This is a genomic window from Microbacterium sp. J1-1, from assembly GCF_024498615.1.
GTDB lineage: Bacteria > Actinomycetota > Actinomycetes > Actinomycetales > Microbacteriaceae > Microbacterium > Microbacterium aurugineum.
Window position 1 is genome coordinate 2,130,073 of sequence record NZ_CP089590.1, and the last position, 17,212, is coordinate 2,147,284.

At 68.6% G+C, this 17,212-nt stretch carries 14 protein-coding genes; 3 read left to right on the forward strand and 11 right to left on the reverse strand.

What is annotated here, in order from left to right:
- Position 1: 1 nt before the first annotated feature.
- From LRQ07_RS10130 to ileS, 3 genes are read right to left on the reverse strand one after another with little or no spacing between them, the layout of a single operon-like run.
- On the reverse strand, positions 2-415 hold the full coding sequence (locus LRQ07_RS10130) for a DUF4233 domain-containing protein (protein WP_227991679.1): 414 nt from the start codon (positions 413-415) through the stop codon (positions 2-4).
- Positions 412-1,764 (reverse strand): bifunctional folylpolyglutamate synthase/dihydrofolate synthase, encoded by a 1,353-nt coding sequence (locus tag LRQ07_RS10135; protein ID WP_256534502.1) that lies wholly within the window; start codon positions 1,762-1,764, stop codon positions 412-414. Before LRQ07_RS10135 ends, LRQ07_RS10130 begins: the two co-directional genes overlap by 4 nt.
- Positions 1,761-5,111, reverse strand: coding sequence for an isoleucine--tRNA ligase (ileS, locus tag LRQ07_RS10140; protein ID WP_256534503.1), 3,351 nt, complete (start codon positions 5,109-5,111; stop codon positions 1,761-1,763). The genes LRQ07_RS10135 and ileS overlap by 4 nt, the downstream gene beginning before the upstream one ends.
- Before the next feature lie 267 nt (positions 5,112-5,378).
- On the opposite strand from ileS, the gene LRQ07_RS10145 reads away from it, so the two are divergent.
- Positions 5,379-6,029, forward strand: a complete 651-nt coding sequence (locus tag LRQ07_RS10145; protein WP_256534504.1) for a pentapeptide repeat-containing protein — start codon at positions 5,379-5,381, stop codon at positions 6,027-6,029.
- Positions 6,030-6,036: 7 nt separating this feature from the next.
- On the opposite strand, the gene LRQ07_RS10150 is transcribed toward LRQ07_RS10145, so the two are convergent.
- The 4 genes from LRQ07_RS10150 to LRQ07_RS10165 are packed head-to-tail and all read right to left on the reverse strand — an operon-like array spanning position 6,037 to position 10,946.
- Positions 6,037-7,545, reverse strand: coding sequence for a dipeptide ABC transporter ATP-binding protein (locus LRQ07_RS10150; RefSeq protein ID WP_256534505.1), 1,509 nt, complete (start codon positions 7,543-7,545; stop codon positions 6,037-6,039).
- Complete coding sequence (locus LRQ07_RS10155; protein WP_256534506.1) at positions 7,542-8,354, reverse strand: ABC transporter permease; 813 nt, start codon at positions 8,352-8,354, stop codon at positions 7,542-7,544. The genes LRQ07_RS10150 and LRQ07_RS10155 overlap by 4 nt, the downstream gene beginning before the upstream one ends.
- A complete protein-coding gene (locus tag LRQ07_RS10160; protein ID WP_256534507.1) occupies positions 8,351-9,307 on the reverse strand; it encodes an ABC transporter permease in 957 nt (318 codons plus the stop codon). The genes LRQ07_RS10155 and LRQ07_RS10160 overlap by 4 nt, the downstream gene beginning before the upstream one ends.
- Positions 9,308-9,335: 28 nt before the next feature.
- A complete protein-coding gene (locus tag LRQ07_RS10165; protein ID WP_256534508.1) occupies positions 9,336-10,946 on the reverse strand; it encodes an ABC transporter substrate-binding protein in 1,611 nt (536 codons plus the stop codon).
- A gap of 170 nt (positions 10,947-11,116) precedes the next feature.
- On the opposite strand from LRQ07_RS10165, the gene valS reads away from it, so the two are divergent.
- Positions 11,117-13,732, forward strand: a complete 2,616-nt coding sequence (valS, locus tag LRQ07_RS10170; protein WP_256534509.1) for a valine--tRNA ligase — start codon at positions 11,117-11,119, stop codon at positions 13,730-13,732.
- Positions 13,732-13,947, forward strand: coding sequence for a hypothetical protein (locus LRQ07_RS10175; protein WP_134351457.1), 216 nt, complete (start codon positions 13,732-13,734; stop codon positions 13,945-13,947). Before valS ends, LRQ07_RS10175 begins: the two co-directional genes overlap by 1 nt.
- Positions 13,948-14,044: 97 nt before the next feature.
- Here the strand turns inward: LRQ07_RS10175 and LRQ07_RS10180 are convergent, their stop codons facing one another.
- The 4 genes from LRQ07_RS10180 to tdh form a co-directional block, all read right to left on the reverse strand.
- Positions 14,045-14,263: a hypothetical protein gene (locus LRQ07_RS10180; protein WP_232761674.1), complete on the reverse strand. Its 219-nt coding sequence runs from the start codon at positions 14,261-14,263 to the stop codon at positions 14,045-14,047.
- On the reverse strand, positions 14,260-14,883 hold the full coding sequence (locus LRQ07_RS10185) for an ArsR/SmtB family transcription factor (RefSeq protein ID WP_256534510.1): 624 nt from the start codon (positions 14,881-14,883) through the stop codon (positions 14,260-14,262). Before LRQ07_RS10185 ends, LRQ07_RS10180 begins: the two co-directional genes overlap by 4 nt.
- A 70-nt stretch (positions 14,884-14,953) precedes the next feature.
- Entirely contained in the window at positions 14,954-16,132 is a 1,179-nt protein-coding gene (locus LRQ07_RS10190) for a glycine C-acetyltransferase (protein WP_256534511.1), read from the reverse strand.
- Entirely contained in the window at positions 16,132-17,175 is a 1,044-nt protein-coding gene (tdh, locus tag LRQ07_RS10195) for an L-threonine 3-dehydrogenase (protein WP_232761672.1), read from the reverse strand. Before tdh ends, LRQ07_RS10190 begins: the two co-directional genes overlap by 1 nt.
- Between the last annotated feature and the right edge of the window lie 37 nt (positions 17,176-17,212).

The following is a 17,212-nucleotide window of genomic DNA, read 5'->3' on the forward strand; positions in this document are numbered from 1 at the left end:
GTCATTCACTCTCTGTCTGAGTCTCGGTCGTGGGAGCCGCGGAACGTCGTGCGTCCAATCGAGCCCCTCCGATGGTCGCATACGCCCACATGCCGCCGAAAATCAGGACGACCAGCAGGATCGCCGGCACGAAGAACGCCGACAGGGCGACGAGGGCCTGGACGACCCATCCGGCGGTGAGTGCCCACGGCTTCGTGATCATGCCGGCGATGAGGATGCACACGAGCGCGAGGACTGCTCCGCCGACGATCCCCCACCACTGCTCGATGCCCTCGGGAAGCTGTCGCAGCCCGAAGATCGTGAGCCCGACCAGGAACACCACGATCGCCTCGAACCCCAGCACGACGGGCGCGAGCTTCTGCACGAGGGTGCGCGGCGGCCGAGGCGATCGCGCGGCAGGCGCATTCGCGGTCATGCGCGCCACCCCGACTTCCAGTCCTCTTCCTCGGCAAGGGCGATCGCCTCGCCGGCGAGCACGACGGAACCGGCGATGATCACGGCACGACGATCGGAGGATGCGGCCCACTCACGGGCGGCGTCGGCGGCGTCGGCGAGCGAGTCATGCACGGTCGCGCGCTGTCCGGTCTGCTCGACGAGGTCGGCGATCGCATCCGCGTCGCTCGCGCGATCGGACTCCGGAGCCGTGGCGAACACGTGCGCGGCCCGTGGTGCCAGCTCCGCGACGATGCCCGCGGCGTCCTTGTCGGCGAGTACGCCGAGCACCAGACCCCACTCATCGAAGTCGAAGCTGTCGCCCAGAGCCTGCGCGAGCGCCTTGGCACCGTGCGGGTTGTGGGCGGCATCGACGATCACGGTCGGCGCGATGCCGAGCAGCTGCAACCTGCCGGGCGACGTCGTGCCCTGCAGGCCGTCGGAGATGATGTCCGGGGCGATCGCCTGAGACGCACCGCCGATCAGCGATTCGACGGCCGCGACGGCGAGTGCGGCGTTGTGACCCTGGTGAGCGCCGTACAGCGGGAGGTACTCCTCGGCGTATTCCCCGGCCAGTCCCCGGACGCTGAGCAGCTGCCCACCGACCGCGAGCTTCTGCTCGGTGAGACCGAACTCCTCGCCCTCAAACGCGATGGTCGCGTTGCGCTCGGCCGCCACTCGGCGCAGGACCTCGGCGGCCTCCGGGGGCTGCTGCGCGGATACGACCGCGGCACCTTCCTTGATGATGCCGGCCTTGGTCTGCGCGATCTCCGCGATCGTCCCGCCCAGGCGGTCCGCGTGGTCGATGTCGATCGGCGCGAACACCGCGACGTCGCCGTCTGCCGTGTTCGTGGAATCCCACTCACCGCCCATGCCCACCTCGAGCACCAGCACGTCGACCGGAGCATCCGCCACCGCGACGAAGGCCAGCACCGTGAGCAGCTCGAAGAACGTCAGCGGCGCGTCTCCCGCGGCCTCGAACTCGGCGTCCACGATGTCGACGAACGGCTCGATCTCGTCCCACGCATCCGCCACCGCCTCGTCAGAGATCGGCTCTCCGTCGATCATGATCCGCTCCGTGAAGCGCTCGAGGTGCGGGCTGGTGAATAGACCTGTCCGCAAGCCGTGCGCGCGGAGGAGGCTCTCGATCATCCGTGCCGTGGACGTCTTGCCGTTCGTGCCTGTGAGGTGCACGACGCGATAGGTGCGCTGCGGGTCGTCGAGGAAGGCGAGGATGCGCGCGGTGCGCTCCTTGCGAGGCTGCACCCACCGCTCGCCCGCCCTGCTCAGCAGGGCCTCGTAGACGGCATCCGCCCGTTCCCTGTCACTCATGCGCCTGCTCCGATCCTGGTGACGGCGATCGTGAAGTCGCCACGGTTGGCGTAGGTCCCGCTCGGGATGTCCGCCGTGAACTCGGCTGCGAGAAGCGCGGCATCGTCACGGTGAAGCGCGTGCTCCAACGCGAGGGTCTCTCCCGCGACATCGGCGACCTCGAAGGCGGCTGCCACCGCATCCGCGTCCTCGGCACTCGCGAAACGCAGTTCCAGGCGGATGCGGTCGCTGACGTCGAAGTCCGCGTTCTTGCGGGTCTCCTGTACGGCGCGGATGACGTCGCGGGCCAGTCCTTCGGCCTCCAGGTCGGGCGTCGTCTGCGTGTCGAGCAGGACGAACCCTCCGCTCGGGACGATCGCGAGCGCTTCGCCGTCGGGACGACCCGTCGTCTCGAGCACGAGCTCGTACTCCGCCGGCTCCAGCGCGATGCCGCCGGCGATGACCACGCCGTCCACTTCGTTCCAGTCGCCCGAGCGTGCGGCCTGGATCGCCTTCTGCACGTCCTTGCCGAGGCGCGGACCGGCCGCGCGAGCGTTCACACTCAGTCGGTGGTCGATGCCGTACTCGACCGCGGTCGTGTCCGTGAGCGGCACGACCTCGACGGATTTGACGTTGAGCTCCTCGCGGAGGATGTCCTCGAACTGTCCGAGTGTCCCCGCGAGCGGCGACACGACGGTGAGGCGCGCGAGCGGCAGACGCACGCGGAGCTTCTCCTTCTTGCGCAGGGCGTTGCCGACACTGGAGAGTTCGCGGACCGCATCCATCGCGTCGCGGATCTCGTCCGCGGCCGGGTACTGCGCGTCGTCGGGCCAGTCGGTCAGGTGCACGCTGCGTCCGCCGGTGAGCCCCTGCCACACGCGCTCGCTAACGAGCGGCACGAGGGGTGCCGCCACGCTGGTGAGCGTCTCGAGCACGGTGTAGAGCGTGTCGAAGGCCTCACGGCTCTTCGGATCGTCCGTGACGCCGGTCCAGAAGCGATCACGGGAGCGACGGATGTACCAGTTCGTCAGCACCTCGGCGAAGTCACGCAGACGCGCAGAGGCCGTGGTCGAGTCGAGACCCTCCAGATCCGCACGTACCTCGCGGACCAGATCGCCGAGCCTGGCGAGGATGTAGCGGTCGAGGACATCCGAGGAGTCCGTGCGCCAGGACGCCTCGTACCCATCGGCACCGGAGGCGTTGGCGTAGGTCGCGAAGAAGTACCACGAGTTCCACAGCGGCAGCAGGAATTCGCGGACGCCCGAGCGGATGCCCTCCTCGGTGACCGCGAGGTTTCCGCCTCGCAGCACCGAGCTCGACATCAGGAACCAGCGCATCGCGTCGGAGCCGTCTCGGTCGAGCACCTCGGACACGTCCGGGTAGTTGCGCAGCGACTTCGACATCTTGTAGCCGTCGCTGCCGAGCACGATGCCGTGACAGCTGACGCCCGTGAACGCCGGGCGGTCGAACAGCGCGGTCGAGAGCACGTGCATGACGTAGAACCAGCCGCGGGTCTGGCCGATGTACTCCACGATGAAGTCCGCCGGTGAGTGCGAGTCGAACCACTCCTGGTTCTCGAAAGGATAGTGCACCTGCGCGTATGGCATCGACCCCGAGTCGAACCACACGTCGAAGACGTCCTCGATACGGCGCATCGTGCTCTTGCCCGTCGGGTCGTCGGGATTCGGACGCGTCAGGTCGTCGATGTAGGGGCGGTGCAGGTCGATCTCGCCCTCAGGGTTGCGCGGCAGCGTCCCGAAGTCCCGTTCGAGATCTTCCAGGGACCCATAGGCGTCGACGCGCGGGTACTCCGGGTCATCGCTCTTCCAGATCGGGATCGGAGAACCCCAGTAGCGGTTGCGGCTGATCGACCAGTCGCGGGCGCCCTCGAGCCACTTGCCGAACTGTCCGTGCTTGACGTTCTCGGGCACCCAGGTGATCTGCTCGTTGTTCGCGAGCAGGTCGTCCTTGATGTCGGTCACCCGGATGAACCAGCTCGACACCGCCTTGTAGATCAGGGGGTTCCGGCAGCGCCAGCAGTGCGGGTACGAGTGCTCGTAGCTCTGGAGCCGGATGAGGCGGCCGTTCTCCCGGATCAGGCGCACCAGCGGCGTGTTCGCCTCCATCCACAACTGACCCGCGACATCGGTGACGTTCGGGAGGAACCGGCCACCGTCGTCCAGCGAGAGGATCGTGGGGATGCCGGCAGCGCCCGCGACCCGCTGGTCGTCTTCACCGTAGGCCGGAGCCTGGTGGACGATGCCCGTGCCGTCGCTCACGGTGACGTAGTCGTCGACCAGGATCCGCCAGGCGTTCTCGGTGCCATAGGTCTCGGCGTCGGCGTAGTAGTCGAAGAGGCGGTCGTACGTGACGTCCTGCAGCTGCGCGCCACGCACGGTCGCGTCCACCGCGGCGAGCGCGTCCTCCGTGCTCTCGTAGCCGAGGTCCTTGGCATAGCCACCGAGGAGGTCACGGGCGAGGAGGTAGCGATGCGCGGAGGACTCGATGGCGGCGTCCTCGGTCCCCGCCGTCTGATGGACGTCGGCGGCACCTGCCGGTCCCGCGGGGAGCGCCACGTACTCGATGTCGGGACCGACGGCGAGCGCGACGTTGGTCGGCAGGGTCCAGGGCGTGGTCGTCCAGGCGAGGGCGCGGACGCCGGTGAGCCCGAGTGCCTCGGCCTTGGCTCCCGTGAGCGGGAAGGTCACCGTGACGGACGGATCCTGGCGCATCTGGTACACGTCGTCGTCCATGCGCAGCTCATGGGCGCTGAGCGGCGTCTCGTCTCGCCAGCAGTACGGCAGGACGCGGTATCCCTCGTACGCGAGGCCCTTGTCGTACAGGGTCTTGAACGCCCAGAGCACGCTCTCCATGTACCCGAGGTCGAGCGTCTTGTAGCCGCGGTCGAAGTCGACCCAGCGCGCCTGGCGGGTGACGTAGTCCTGCCACTCGCGCGTGTACGTGAGCACCGAGTCCTTCGCCTTCGCGTTGAAGACGTCGATGCCCATGTCCTCGATCTCCGACTTCTCGGTGATGCCGAGCTGCTTCATGGCCTCGAGCTCGGCCGGCAGACCGTGGGTGTCCCATCCGAAGACCCGATCGACCTTGTGGCCGGTCATTGTCTGGAAACGCGGGAAGACGTCCTTGGCGTAGCCGGTCAGGAGGTGCCCGTAGTGCGGCAGGCCGTTCGCGAACGGCGGACCGTCGTAGAACACCCATTCCGGTGCGCCCTCACGCTGCTCGATCGAGGCGCGGAAGGTGTCGTCGGATTTCCAGAACGCGAGCACCTCTTCCTCGATCTGCGGGAAGCGGGGGCTGGGCGCGACGGAGTCGGCGGCGGGGCCGAAGGAGGAACGGGGGTAGGTCATCGTGTCTCGCAGTGTTCGTCGTGGCGGATGCTCCTGCGAGGACGACCCTCGCGGACCGCGGTACCACCTCGCGTGCCACGCCCTGCGACGCGACCACTCTCACTGCGGCTGTGACGGGCCTGCCCCGCTCGGTTCTACTGAGCGCCGCCCGGGGGCCGCACCGTTCTTCCGAGAGCTCCCCGGTGATGGCCGGATCGATGCTCGTCCCTCCAGTGTACGCGGCATCCGACCTCCGACGCTGTCCGTGGCAGCACCTACCCTCAAAGGATGGCCCGCACCTCGGAATCACCGGCCCCGCCCCGCGTGACCGCTCCCGACCTCCCGTCCGTCCTCGAGCAGGCCGCCGCTGCGCGCAGTGCCGACATCCTGGGGTCGAGCCTCGAGCTCACCGGCACCGTCGACCTCGCCTACGCGACGCTCGAGCAGTGCGCCGTGAGGGCCGATGCCGACGCCGTCGATCTCACCGGAGCGACCGTCATCGACGTCGACATGTCGGGCGCGCGGATCGCCTCACTCCGCCTGCGTGACGCCGGAGTGCGGCGGATGCGGATCAGCGGAGGACGCATCGGCACGCTCGACCTGAGCGAGGCGCGTATCTCGGAACTCGACCTGCGCGACGTGCGCATCGACTACCTGAACCTCGGCGCGTCGAAGGTCACCGACCTCGAGGTCTCGGAGTGCACCATCCGAACGATCGACATGCCCCAGGCCGAGCTCACGCGCGTGCGGTTCAGCTCCACGTCGACCGAAGAGGTCGATTCCCGAGGCATGCGGGCGAAAGACCTGGATCTGCGCGGCCTCGACGCCGTCGCGTTCCTCGATGCCAACAGCCTCCGCGGGGCCACCCTCACCTCGTTCCAGGTGCAGCAGCTCGCTCCGGTGATCGCGGCGGGCATCGGCATCCAGATCAAGGACTGACGGCCGATCAACGACCGGCAGCGCCGCCGGCATCGAGCAGCTCCCGAGTGAACGGGTGCTGAGGCGTCGCGAACACCTCCGCGGTGGTGCCCTGCTCGACGATCCGCCCGTCCTGCATCACCAGCACCTCGTCGGCGACCGCTCCGACCACGTCGAGGTCGTGCGAGACGAAGATCATCGTCAGCTGCCGTTCCTGCTGCAACCGTGCGAGCACCCGCAGCACCCGCTCCCGCACCGACGGATCGAGCGCCGAGACGGGTTCGTCGAGCACGAGCACCTGCGGATCCGCGGCGAGCGCCCTCGCGATGGCCGCGCGTTGCCGCTGCCCGCCGGAGAGCGCGCTCGGACGCCGCTCGGCGAGTTCCGGTGCGAGGTCGACCTCGGCGAGGAGGCCGGCTACGCGCGCCGGCCGCTGAGCGCGAGGCACTCCCCCGGCTTCCAGCGCCTCACGCAGCGAACGGCCGATCGTCCAGCGCGGGTCGAACGCCCCGAGCGGATTCTGGTGCACGAGCTGCACCCTGCGCTCCGTGGTCCACTGCAGAGAGCCGGAGTCCGGTGCGTCGACGCCGACGATCATGCGGGCCAGCGTCGTCTTGCCCGACCCCGATTCGCCGACGATGCCAAGCGTCCGCCCGTCTTTCAGCGTGAACGAGGCGTCGATGACCGCAGGCACCGTGCCGAAGCTCCGTGACACCCCGTCCGCGATCAGCACCGGCGGGGAGTCGGCGGGGACCGAGGCTCGCGGTTCGTGGATCGTGGCCGCGAGGAGCTGCTTCGTGTACTCGTGCCGTGGATTCTCGAGCACCTCGGCCACCGGCCCGGACTCCACGATGACGCCGCCCCTCATCACCAGGACGCGGTCGGCGATCCGGCGGACGGCCGCGAAGTCATGACTGATGAACACGAGAGCTGTTCCGGCATCCGTGATCTCGCGCAGCAACCCGAGGATCCGCGCCTGCACGGTCGCGTCGAGAGCGGTCGTCGGCTCGTCCGCCACCAGCACGGCCGGAACCGCAGCGAGCGCGGAAGCGATGAGCGCGCGCTGCCGCAACCCGCCGGAGAGTTCGTGCGGGTGCTGGCGGGCACGGCGGTCGGGATCCGGCATCCACACCTTCCGCAGGAGATCCCGCACCCGAGCCGCCCGCTCCGGGCGTCCGCGGACGAGCCGATGAAGGAGCAGCGGCTCGGCGATCTCGGTCCCGATCCGTCGCAGAGGATCGAGAGAGACCAGTGCATCCTGGGAGACGAGGGCGATCCCGGCGCCGCGCACCGCACGCCACGCGTGCTCCGTGAGCCCGGCGGTGTCCGTGCCGTCCACGATGAGCTCATCCAGCGAGACGTCGGCCTCCGCGGGAGTCAGACCCAGCAGTGCGCGTGCCGTGAGGGACTTGCCCGCACCGGACTCCCCCACGATCGCGATGCACTCTCCGCGGTCGACGGTGAAGGACACGTCGTCCACAACCGGCTCACCCTCGAAGGAGATGCGCAGACCCCGCACCTGCAGTGCAGCGCTCATGCCGTCCTCCCGTCTCCGCGCGCGCGGAGGATGCGCCCGACCACGGTCGCCGAGACGACGGTGAGGGTGATCGCGATGCCGGGGAAGACCGAGATCCACCATGCCTGCCCGAGCACGTTGCGGCCGCCCGCCAGCATCAGTCCCCACTCCGGTGTCGGCTCGGACGGCCCGAGACCGAGGAAGCTGAGCCCCGCCGCGGCGAGGATGCTCGACCCGATGCCGATCGTCGCCAGCACGCTCAGCGCCCCGAGCACACCGGGAGCGACGTGTCGCAGGAAGGCCGTCGCTCCCGGCACCCCGAGGATGCGCGCAGCCTCCACGTGCTCGGCGGCCCGGAGGGTCTGCGTCTGCACCCGTGCCAGTCGGATGTACACGGGAACCGCGGCCAGCGTCACCGCGATCGCGATGTTCACCGTGCCCGGGCCGAGCACCGCGACGACGACGAGCGCGACGAGGAATTCGGGAAAGGCCATCAGGATGTCGTTCACCCGCATCACGGTGGCGTCGACGCCCCGCGGCGCGACCCCCGCGAAGGCTCCGAGGAGCAGACCGACCGTGAGGGCGACGACGGTCGCGAGTAGTCCGATGCCGAGGGAGCGTCCGGCTCCGTACACGACCCGGGAGTAGACGTCGCGCCCGCTCTGGTCGGTGCCGAACAGGTGCTCCGTGCTCGGCGGGAGCAGGGCGGAGCGCACCTCTGTCTGGAGGGGGTCGTGGGTCGCGAGGGCAGCGGGCCAGAGCGCCGAGAACGCGATCACGGCGAGGACGGCGACGGCGGCCCACAGCAGCACGCGTTGCGCCCGCTTCATCGGGTGCCTCGACGGGTGCCTCGAGACGGAGCCGCCACCACCCGGGGATCGATCAACGGATGCACGAGCTCGACGACGAGGTTCACCACGACGAACGCCAGGGCGCTCAGCAGGATGATGCCCGTGATGACGGGAAGATCGCGGTCGTTGATCGCAGCGAGCGTGACCCTGCCCAGACCCGGGCGTGCGAACACCGTCTCCACGAGCACGGCACCCCCGAGGACGGATCCCGTGAGGTACGCGGTCAGGGTGACGCCGGAAGCCGCGCCGTGTCTGAGCCCGTGCCGCAGCGTGAACCACGAAGGGCTCGCACCACGGGCCCGGACGGTCTCGGCGAACGGCATGCGCTCCGCCTGCACCAGTCCGTCGCGCAGCACCTGACTCAGCAGCGCGGCCACGGGAAGCGCCAGAGTGATCGCCGGCAGCACGAGGGTGGCGGGGTTACGGGCACCCGACACCGGGAACCAGCCCAGCCCGAAGGCGAAGACACTGAGCAGGACGAGCCCGATCCAGAACACCGGCGAGGAGAGGATGACCAGCTCGATGCCGGCGGCGACCGTGCGTCCGACCTGCCCGCGGACGAGCACCGCCACGGCGAGCGCGAGGACGACGGCGATCACGAGCGCCAGCACGGACAGCTGCACCGTCGCACCGAGTTGACGCCCGATAACCTCCGTCACGGGCATCCGCAGCTGGTACGACTCCCCCAGGTCGCCCCGCGCGAGCTGACCGATGAAGCCGAGGTACTGCTCGAACGGGGGTCGATCGAGCCCGAGATCGGCCCTGATGCCGTCCTTGACCGCGTCACTCACCTGCGCCTGCGGCCCCAGCATCACCGACACCGGGTCTCCGGGGATCACCCGGAACGCGAGGAAGGCCACGGTCGCCGCACCCCACAGGACGAGCACGACGGAGGCGACGAGGCCGGAGATGCGGACGAGAGCAGTCTTCACCACTCGTGCCCTCCGCTCAGCCGGTGGTTCAGCCGACCGTCACATCGTAGAACAGCGGCCGACCGTAGAGGTCGTACTGCAGGCCCTCGACGCGGTCGCCGACAGCCGTGATCGCCGAGGGGCTGTAGAGCGGCACGATGGCCGTGTACTCGGCGTTCCACTGCTGCAGCTGCGCGTACAGCTCATTGCGCTGATCCTGGTCGCTGGTCGCCACGGCCTGTTCGAGCAGTGCGTCGATCTGCGGGTCGCTCACCTGTGACGCGTTCTGGATCCCGTCGGTGTGCAGGTGGCTGCGCAGCAGATCGGGGTCGACGCCCGAGAAACCCCAGTCGGTGAGGTCGAAGGTCTTCGGCTCGTACTGCGCGTTGTACGCACCGGGCTCGAGAACCTCGCGCTCGACCTCGAAGCCGATCCCCTTGAGGTCGGACTGGATCGCGTTCGCGAGAGCGGCACGGTCATCCGACACCGGGGTCCAGGCGATCCATCGCACCGACAGCCGCTCGCCGTCCTTCATCCGGATGCCGTCGGTGTCGCGTGCGGTCCACCCTGCCTCGTCGAGGAGCGTGTTCGCGGCGTCCTGGTCGAACGGCCAGCTGCCCTCCAGCGACGCGTCGTAGCCCGGGGTCGTCGAACCGAGGATGCTCCATGCACGCGGGAACTGGCCGAAGTAGATCTCTTCCACCGCGGCGTCGATGTCGATGCCGCGGGCGAACGCCTGACGCACCTTCTCGTCTGCGAACACCCCGTACTTCTCGTTCAGGTAGAGCGAGTACGGCAGACCGGGGTACTCGATCGAGTCGACCGTGATGCCGTCGCCGAGGTCTTTCGCGAGGTTCGGCGGGATGTTGCTGGCGAGGTCGGCCTCACCGCTCGTCACCACGCCGGTGCGGACGGCGGCCTCCGGCTGGATCTCGACGCGGAGCGTCTCGAACTTCGGGGCCTTCGTATCGTGCGGACCCCACGCGTAGTCGTCGTTGCGGGTGTAGACGATCTCCTGATCCGGGGTGTACTCGGTGAGTTCGAACGGACCGGTGCCGACGGTGATGTCGGGCCCGCCCGCCTTCAGCTTGTCCGCCGAGGTCTCGAGGACGGCCGGCGAGTAGAAGCCCAGCTGCGGCGTGCTCGCGGCCTGCAGGAAGGGGGCGTACGGCTGCGTGAAAGTCACCGTCACCGTGTACTCGTCGACGACCTCGGTGCCTTCGTAGAAGTCGGCGCCGAGCATGCTGGCCGCCTGCGCGGACACGGTCTCGGGGTCGACGATGCGGTCGAAGTTCGCCTTGACCGCAGCGGCGTCGAACTTCTCACCGTCGGTGAAGGTCACGTCGTCGCGGAGGGTGAACGTGTACTCGGTGCTGTCGTCCGAGACGGTCCAGTCCTTCGCGAGCCAGGGTGAGAAGGATCCGTCATCCTCCTGGAACACGAGCGAGTCGAGCACCGCCCGCTGCACCATGCCGGAGACGTCGAGTTGACTCACCTGCGGATCCATGTGCCCGGCCGAGAGGTTCGCCCCTTCGATGGACCAGACGAGCTCTCCGCCGTCCCCGTCGGAACCGGGGGTGGCGCAGGCGCTCAGCACCAGAGCGGTGGTGGCGGCGAGCGCGGCGAAGGGCAGCAGGCGGCGCGCGGGGTGTGCGGGCATGACGATTCCTCAGAAAGAACGGGTCGGGGTGATCCCATCCTACGGCGAATTGTTGGACTGGGTCGATATGCCAGGTCGGCCGCTCTCCGGGACGCTCGGTAGACTGATCGGCACACCCACACTCAGGCACGCTCACACAGTGCCGCATACATCGTTCGAGGAGACCTTCCATGCCTGCATCCGAATCGACGCAGAACCAGATTCCCGACAAGCCCGTTCTCGAAGGCCTCGAAGCGAAGTGGGACTCCGCGTGGGCGGAGCAGGGCACGTACCTGTTCGACCGCCTGCGTGCGGCACAGGCCGGCCGTGAGGGCGTGTACTCGATCGACACCCCGCCGCCGACGGCCTCCGGCAGCCTGCACATCGGCCACGTGTTCTCGTACACCCACACCGACGTGAAGGCGCGATACGAACGCATGCGCGGCAAGACCGTGTTCTACCCGATGGGCTGGGACGACAACGGCCTGCCCACCGAGCGCCGTGTGCAGAACTACTACGGCGTGCGCTGCGACCCGTCCCTCCCCTACACCCCGGACTTCGTCCCGCCGTTCGAGGGCGGCGACAACAAGTCGAGCCGTGCCGCCGACCAGCAGCCGATCAGCCGTCGCAACTTCATCGAGCTGTGCGAGCGCCTCACGATCGAGGATGAGAAGCAGTTCGAGGCGCTGTTCCGCCAGCTCGGGCTGAGCGTGGACTGGACGCAGACCTACCGCACGATCTCGGACGACACGATCCGTCAGAGCCAGCTCGCGTTCCTCCGCAACATCGAGCGCGGCGAGGCCTATCAGGCCCTGGCCCCGACCCTGTGGGACATCGACTTCCGCTCCGCGATCGCGCAGGCCGAGCTCGAGGACCGCGACCAGCAGGCGGCCTATCACACGATCGAGTTCCCCTTCGCCGACGGCTCGGGATCGATCGCCATCGACACCACCCGCCCGGAGCTGCTTCCCGCCTGCATCGCTCTCGTGACGCATCCGGAAGGGCCCCACAAGCACCTCATCGGCACCAAGGTGAGGACGCCGTTCTTCGGTGCGGAGATCGAGATCCACGGTCATCACCTCGCCCAGCCCGACAAGGGCACCGGCGCGGCGATGGTCTGCACCTTCGGTGACGTCACCGACATCGTGTGGTGGCGCGAGCTGCGGACCACCGACGACCAGCCGCTGCCGAACATGACCACGATCGGCCTCGATGGTCGCTTCCTGCCCGAAGCACCCTCCTCTGTCGCGAACGGCGACGCGATCGCCTGGTACGCCGAGGAGCTCGCGGGCAAGACCGTCTTCAGCGCGCGCAAGGCGATCGTCGAGAAGCTGCAGGCGACCGGCGACATGACCGCGGTCGGCAAGCCCTTCAACCACGCCGTCAAGTTCTTCGAGAAGGGCGACCGTCCGCTCGAGATCGTCTCCACTCGCCAGTGGTACATCCGCAACGGCGCCCGTGACGGCGAGCTGCGCGACAAGCTCCTCGCACACGGTCAGGAGCTGGCCTGGCACCCGGAGTTCATGCGGGTGCGGTACGAGAACTGGGTCGGTGGCCTGACCGGCGACTGGCTGGTGTCCCGTCAGCGCTTCTTCGGCGTGCCGATCCCCCTCTGGTACGCCCTCGACGAGAACGGGGAGCGCGATTACGACCGCGTGCTCACCCCGGATGCGGCGACGCTCCCGATCGACCCGACGACCGATGTGCCGGCGGGGTACACCGAGGACCAGCGCGGTGTCCCGGGCGGGTTCGAGGCCGAAGCGGACATCCTCGACACCTGGGCGACGTCGTCGCTCACGCCGCAGCTGGCCGGGGGCTGGCAGCGCGACGAGGAGCTCTGGCAGCTCACTGCGCCGTTCGATCTCCGCCCGCAGGGACAGGACATCATCCGTACCTGGCTCTTCTCCACGATGCTGCGTTCCACGCTCGAGGATGACCGGACGCCGTGGCGCAACGCCGCGATCTCCGGCTTCATCGTCGACCCCGACCGCAAGAAGATGTCGAAGTCGAAGGGGAATGTCGTCACACCCGCCGACGTGCTCGACGCCCACGGCTCGGACGCGGTGCGCTACTGGGCCGCATCGAGCCGCCTCGGCATGGACGCCGCCTTCGACCCGCAGAACCCCACGCAGGTGAAGATCGGCCGCCGTCTGGCGATCAAGGTGCTCAACGCCGCGAAGTTCGTGCTGTCGTTCCCCGTGCCGGAAGGTGCGCAGGTGACCCACGCACTGGATGCGTCGATGCTGACCGCGCTCGACGACGTGGTCGTCGAAGCCACGAAGGCCTTCGACCGGTATGACGCCGCGCGGGCCCTGGAGCTCACGGAGGCGTTCTTCTGGACGTTCTGCGACGACTACCTCGAGCTCGTCAAGGAGCGTGCCTACGACCAGACCGACGTGGGGCAGGCATCCGCGGCACTCTCGCTGCGGCTGGCGCTCTCGACGCTGCTCCGTCTGCTCGCCCCGGTGCTCTCGTTCGCGACCGAAGAGTCCTGGTCGTGGTTCGAGGAGGGCTCGGTGCACACGGCCGCGTGGCCGACGCCCCTCGGCATCGACGGCGATCCGGGGGTCCTCGCCGCCGCGAGCGAGGCGCTGATCGGCATCCGTCGTGCGAAGACCGAAGCCAAGGCGTCGCAGAAGACCCCCGTGTCCCGCGCCGCGATCTCCGCGCCTTCCGTGAAGCTCGACGCACTCCGTGCAGCGGCGGATGACCTGCGTGCGGTCGGCCGCATCGCCGAGCTCGAGTTCAGCGAATCGGAGGAGTTCGCGGTCACGGCGATCGAGCTCGCCCCGGTCGAGGCGTCCTGATGCAGCTCGGTACGCGCTGGGCCGCAGGGTCGGAGGCTCCGGCCTCGGTGCCCGCCTCCCTCCGGGCCGCCATCGCGGAGGTGGAGTCGAAAGGCTTCACGGGCCACTGGACGCTCACGTGGCTCGAGGGCCGCGCGATCGCAGAGCTCGATGCCGGCTGGGAGGTCTTCCAGGACCGCTCCGGCGAGATCATCGCGCGCCCCTTCGAGGACTGACGCGAGACCCCCGTGCAGCGCCGAGACCCCCTGCTGGCCGCGTAGGCAGCAGGGGGTCTCGGCATTCAGCGGGGGCGTCGGCGCGTGTCCGGACGAGTCAGCGGCGGGGAGCTCCCAGCTGCGCGAGCAGGTGGTCCACCGCGCGGGGGTCCTGTCGTCGCGCCTGCTGTTCGCGAAGGAGGTCGAGCGCGAGCACGCGCTTCTGCGCACGCCGGGCGATCCGGTGCTCGACGTAGGCCGTGAGGCGGTCGGCCAGCTTCAGCAGCCCCCGCTCGGTCTGCGTCGGCGCCGTCAGGTGAAGTGTCGCACTGGTCATGATTCCTCCACAGCATCGTCGGTCGAACCCTGCACCGCGGTCGACGGCGTCGGCAGGTCGAAGAGTTCCGCGCGGAGCGATACCCGCCGCACGTCGGGTCCGGTCTGACCTCGGTAGCGCTCGATGGCACTCTCGACGATCGCCTCGAGATCCTGCCGGAGGGACATCGCCTGGTCGGGAGTCATGTCGAGGTGGGTCGTGATCGTGATTCCCACCTCGCTCCAGGCCTCGGGCACCTCGGACTGCGGGCGATTCAGGTACGACATCAACGTCTCATGACGCAGGCGGAAGAACTCCGAGGTCACGATCTGCGCCGCCGCGCGATTGGCCGGCGACGTCATGTCATCAGGCCCGGGCACGTCGATGCGCCCCTTGGGCCGCTCCCACCAGCGCTCCCGTGCGGTGCCCCGCCCCTCGACCTCGCGGATCAGGTCATGAGCGGCGAGAGCGCGGAGGTGATAACTCGTGGATCCGGAGGTCTCTCCCACGAGGGCCGCGAGTGAGCTGGCGGTCTGCGGGCCGCGTGAGGCGAGCAGGTCGAAGATCTTCACTCGGAGCGGATGCGCCAGAGCCTTCAGTGCACCGGCGTCGAGGGTGCGTACCTGCGTCTCGTTCGTCATGCATGCAAAGATACTCTTGCAAAGACCTCTTTGCAAGTACTTCTTTGCAAGGTTTCCTTTGCACTCACGTCTAGGCCACGGCAGCACGGGCCGCGACGAACGCCGCGACACATCTCTCCACCTGCTCCGGCGTGTGCGCCGCCGAGAGCTGCACCCGTATCCGCGCCAGGTCGCGGGGGACGACCGGGAAGCTGAAGGCGGTGACGTAGACCCCTCGCTCCTGCATCTCGCGAGCGATCCGTGCTGTCTTCGCGGCGTCCCCGAACATCACCGGGACGATCGGATGCTCACCGGGAAGCAGGTCGAATCCCTCGGCTTCCATCCGCTCGCGGAAGAGTGCCGCGTTGCTGCGCAGACGCGACCGGAGGTCTGCCGAGCCCTCCACGAGATCGAGTGCGGTCAGGGTCCCGGCGACGATCGCGGGCGCGAGCGTGTTCGAGAACAGGTACGGGCGCGAACGCTGACGCAGCAGCGCGACGATCTCCGCATGCGATGCGACGTAGCCGCCGGATGCTCCGCCCAGGGCCTTCCCGAATGTTCCGGTGTAGATGTCGACGCGGTCGGCGACTCCGCACAGCTCCGGCGTCCCCCGCCCGTTCTCGCCCACGAACCCGACGGCATGGGAGTCGTCCACGAACACCAGGGCGTCGTAGCGCTCGGCCAGGTCGCAGATCTCAGCGAGGGGTGCGATGTAGCCGTCCATCGAGAAGACCCCGTCGGTCACGATGACCCTGTGCCGCGCATCCGACGCCGCCCGCAGCTGGTCCTCGAGGTCGGCCAGGTCACGGTTGCGGTAGCGGAGTCGGCGCGCCTTCGAGAGCCGGATGCCGTCGATGATCGACGCGTGGTTGAGCTCGTCCGAGATGATGGCGTCCTCCGCGGAGAAGAGCGTCTCGAACACTCCCCCGTTCGCATCGAAGCACGACGAGTAGAGGATCGCTTCGTCCGTCCCGAGGAAGTCGGCGAGACGGCGTTCGAGCTCGAGATGCTGCTCCTGCGTACCGCAGATGAAGCGGACGCTCGCGAGTCCGTAGCCCCATTCCTGCAGTGCCCCGGTCGCCGCATCCAGGATGCGCGGGTCATCGGCGAGGCCGAGGTAGTTGTTCGCGCAGAAGTTCAGCACCTCCGCGCCGTCCGCCGTGATCTCGGCACTCTGGGGGCCGCGAATGCCACGCTCATGCTTGGTGAGCCCGGCCTCCTCGATGGCCGCCAGCTCTCCCGCCACGTGGTCCTTGAAGGTTCCGTACATCACAACTCCGTCCAGTCGAGGATGATCTTGCCCGTTCCCGCTGACTCCGCCGCAGCGAAGCCTCGTCGCCAGTCGCGCACCGGGACGACGTCGGCGATCACACGTCCGATGGCATCGCGCAGGGTCGCGCTCGTCTGGAGCATCGCTCCCATCGCGTTCCAGGTCTCGAACATCTCGCGACCGTAGATCCCCTTGATCGTGAGCATGTGGGTGACCAGCTTGCCCCAGTCGATCTCGAAGCCGCTGCTCGGCAGACCGAGCATGGCGATGCGCCCGCCGTGGTTCATGTTGTCGATCAGCGCCGGGAGCGCCGATGCCGCGCCGCTCATCTCGAATCCGATGTCGAAGCCCTCCCTCATGCCGAGGGCCTGCTGCGCGTCGCGGATGTCCCGCACCGAGACGTCGACGACCTCGTCGGCACCCATCCGGCGAGCCATCTCCAGCCGCGGGGCGCTCACATCGGTCGCCGCGATGAAACGGGCTCCGGCATGCCGGGCGACGGCGATCGCCATGAGTCCGATCGGACCGCAGCCCGTCACCAGAACGTCTTCGCCGACGAGCGGGAAGGTCAGCGCCGTGTGGACGGCGTTCCCCAGCGGATCGAAGATCGCTCCGAGCTCCGGCGTCACATCGGCGTGATGCACCCAGACGTTCGCCGCGGGCAGCGCGAGGAACTCCGCGAAGGCGCCGTCCCGCTGCAGCCCGAGGCCGATCGTGCGGATGCACATCTGACGACGACCTGCTCGACAGTTGCGGCACGTGCCGCACACGATGTGCCCTTCTCCCGAGACGCGGTCCCCGACTGCGATGTCGTGCACCGAGGGTCCCACCTCGACGACTTCGCCGTAGAACTCATGGCCGGGGATCAGCGGGGCGGCGATCGCCGAGGCCGCCCAGTCGTCCCAGCGGAGGATGTGCAGGTCGGTGCCGCAGATCCCGGTGCGCAGGACCCGGATCACGACCTCATCGGGGCCGGCGGTCGGGTCCGGACGCTCGACGAGCTCCAGCCCGGCACCCGGTGCGTCCTTGAACAGTGCCTTCATGCTTCCGATCCCAGCGCATCCGACCATGTAGAACAAT

What these genes read in the sequence shown, in the direction of transcription:
- LRQ07_RS10130 (WP_227991679.1), bottom strand. Translation starts at nt 415, where the DNA reads ATGACCGCGAATGCGCCTGCCGCGCGATCGCCTCGGCCGCCGCGCACC.
- LRQ07_RS10135 (WP_256534502.1), bottom strand. Translation starts at nt 1,764, where the DNA reads ATGAGTGACAGGGAACGGGCGGATGCCGTCTACGAGGCCCTGCTGAGC.
- ileS (WP_256534503.1), bottom strand. Translation starts at nt 5,111, where the DNA reads ATGACCTACCCCCGTTCCTCCTTCGGCCCCGCCGCCGACTCCGTCGCG.
- LRQ07_RS10145 (WP_256534504.1), top strand. Translation starts at nt 5,379, where the DNA reads ATGGCCCGCACCTCGGAATCACCGGCCCCGCCCCGCGTGACCGCTCCC.
- LRQ07_RS10150 (WP_256534505.1), bottom strand. Translation starts at nt 7,545, where the DNA reads ATGAGCGCTGCACTGCAGGTGCGGGGTCTGCGCATCTCCTTCGAGGGT.
- LRQ07_RS10155 (WP_256534506.1), bottom strand. Translation starts at nt 8,354, where the DNA reads ATGAAGCGGGCGCAACGCGTGCTGCTGTGGGCCGCCGTCGCCGTCCTC.
- LRQ07_RS10165 (WP_256534508.1), bottom strand. Translation starts at nt 10,946, where the DNA reads ATGCCCGCACACCCCGCGCGCCGCCTGCTGCCCTTCGCCGCGCTCGCC.
- valS (WP_256534509.1), top strand. Translation starts at nt 11,117, where the DNA reads ATGCCTGCATCCGAATCGACGCAGAACCAGATTCCCGACAAGCCCGTT.
- LRQ07_RS10175 (WP_134351457.1), top strand. Translation starts at nt 13,732, where the DNA reads ATGCAGCTCGGTACGCGCTGGGCCGCAGGGTCGGAGGCTCCGGCCTCG.
- LRQ07_RS10180 (WP_232761674.1), bottom strand. Translation starts at nt 14,263, where the DNA reads ATGACCAGTGCGACACTTCACCTGACGGCGCCGACGCAGACCGAGCGG.
- LRQ07_RS10185 (WP_256534510.1), bottom strand. Translation starts at nt 14,883, where the DNA reads ATGACGAACGAGACGCAGGTACGCACCCTCGACGCCGGTGCACTGAAG.
- LRQ07_RS10190 (WP_256534511.1), bottom strand. Translation starts at nt 16,132, where the DNA reads ATGTACGGAACCTTCAAGGACCACGTGGCGGGAGAGCTGGCGGCCATC.
- tdh (WP_232761672.1), bottom strand. Translation starts at nt 17,175, where the DNA reads ATGAAGGCACTGTTCAAGGACGCACCGGGTGCCGGGCTGGAGCTCGTC.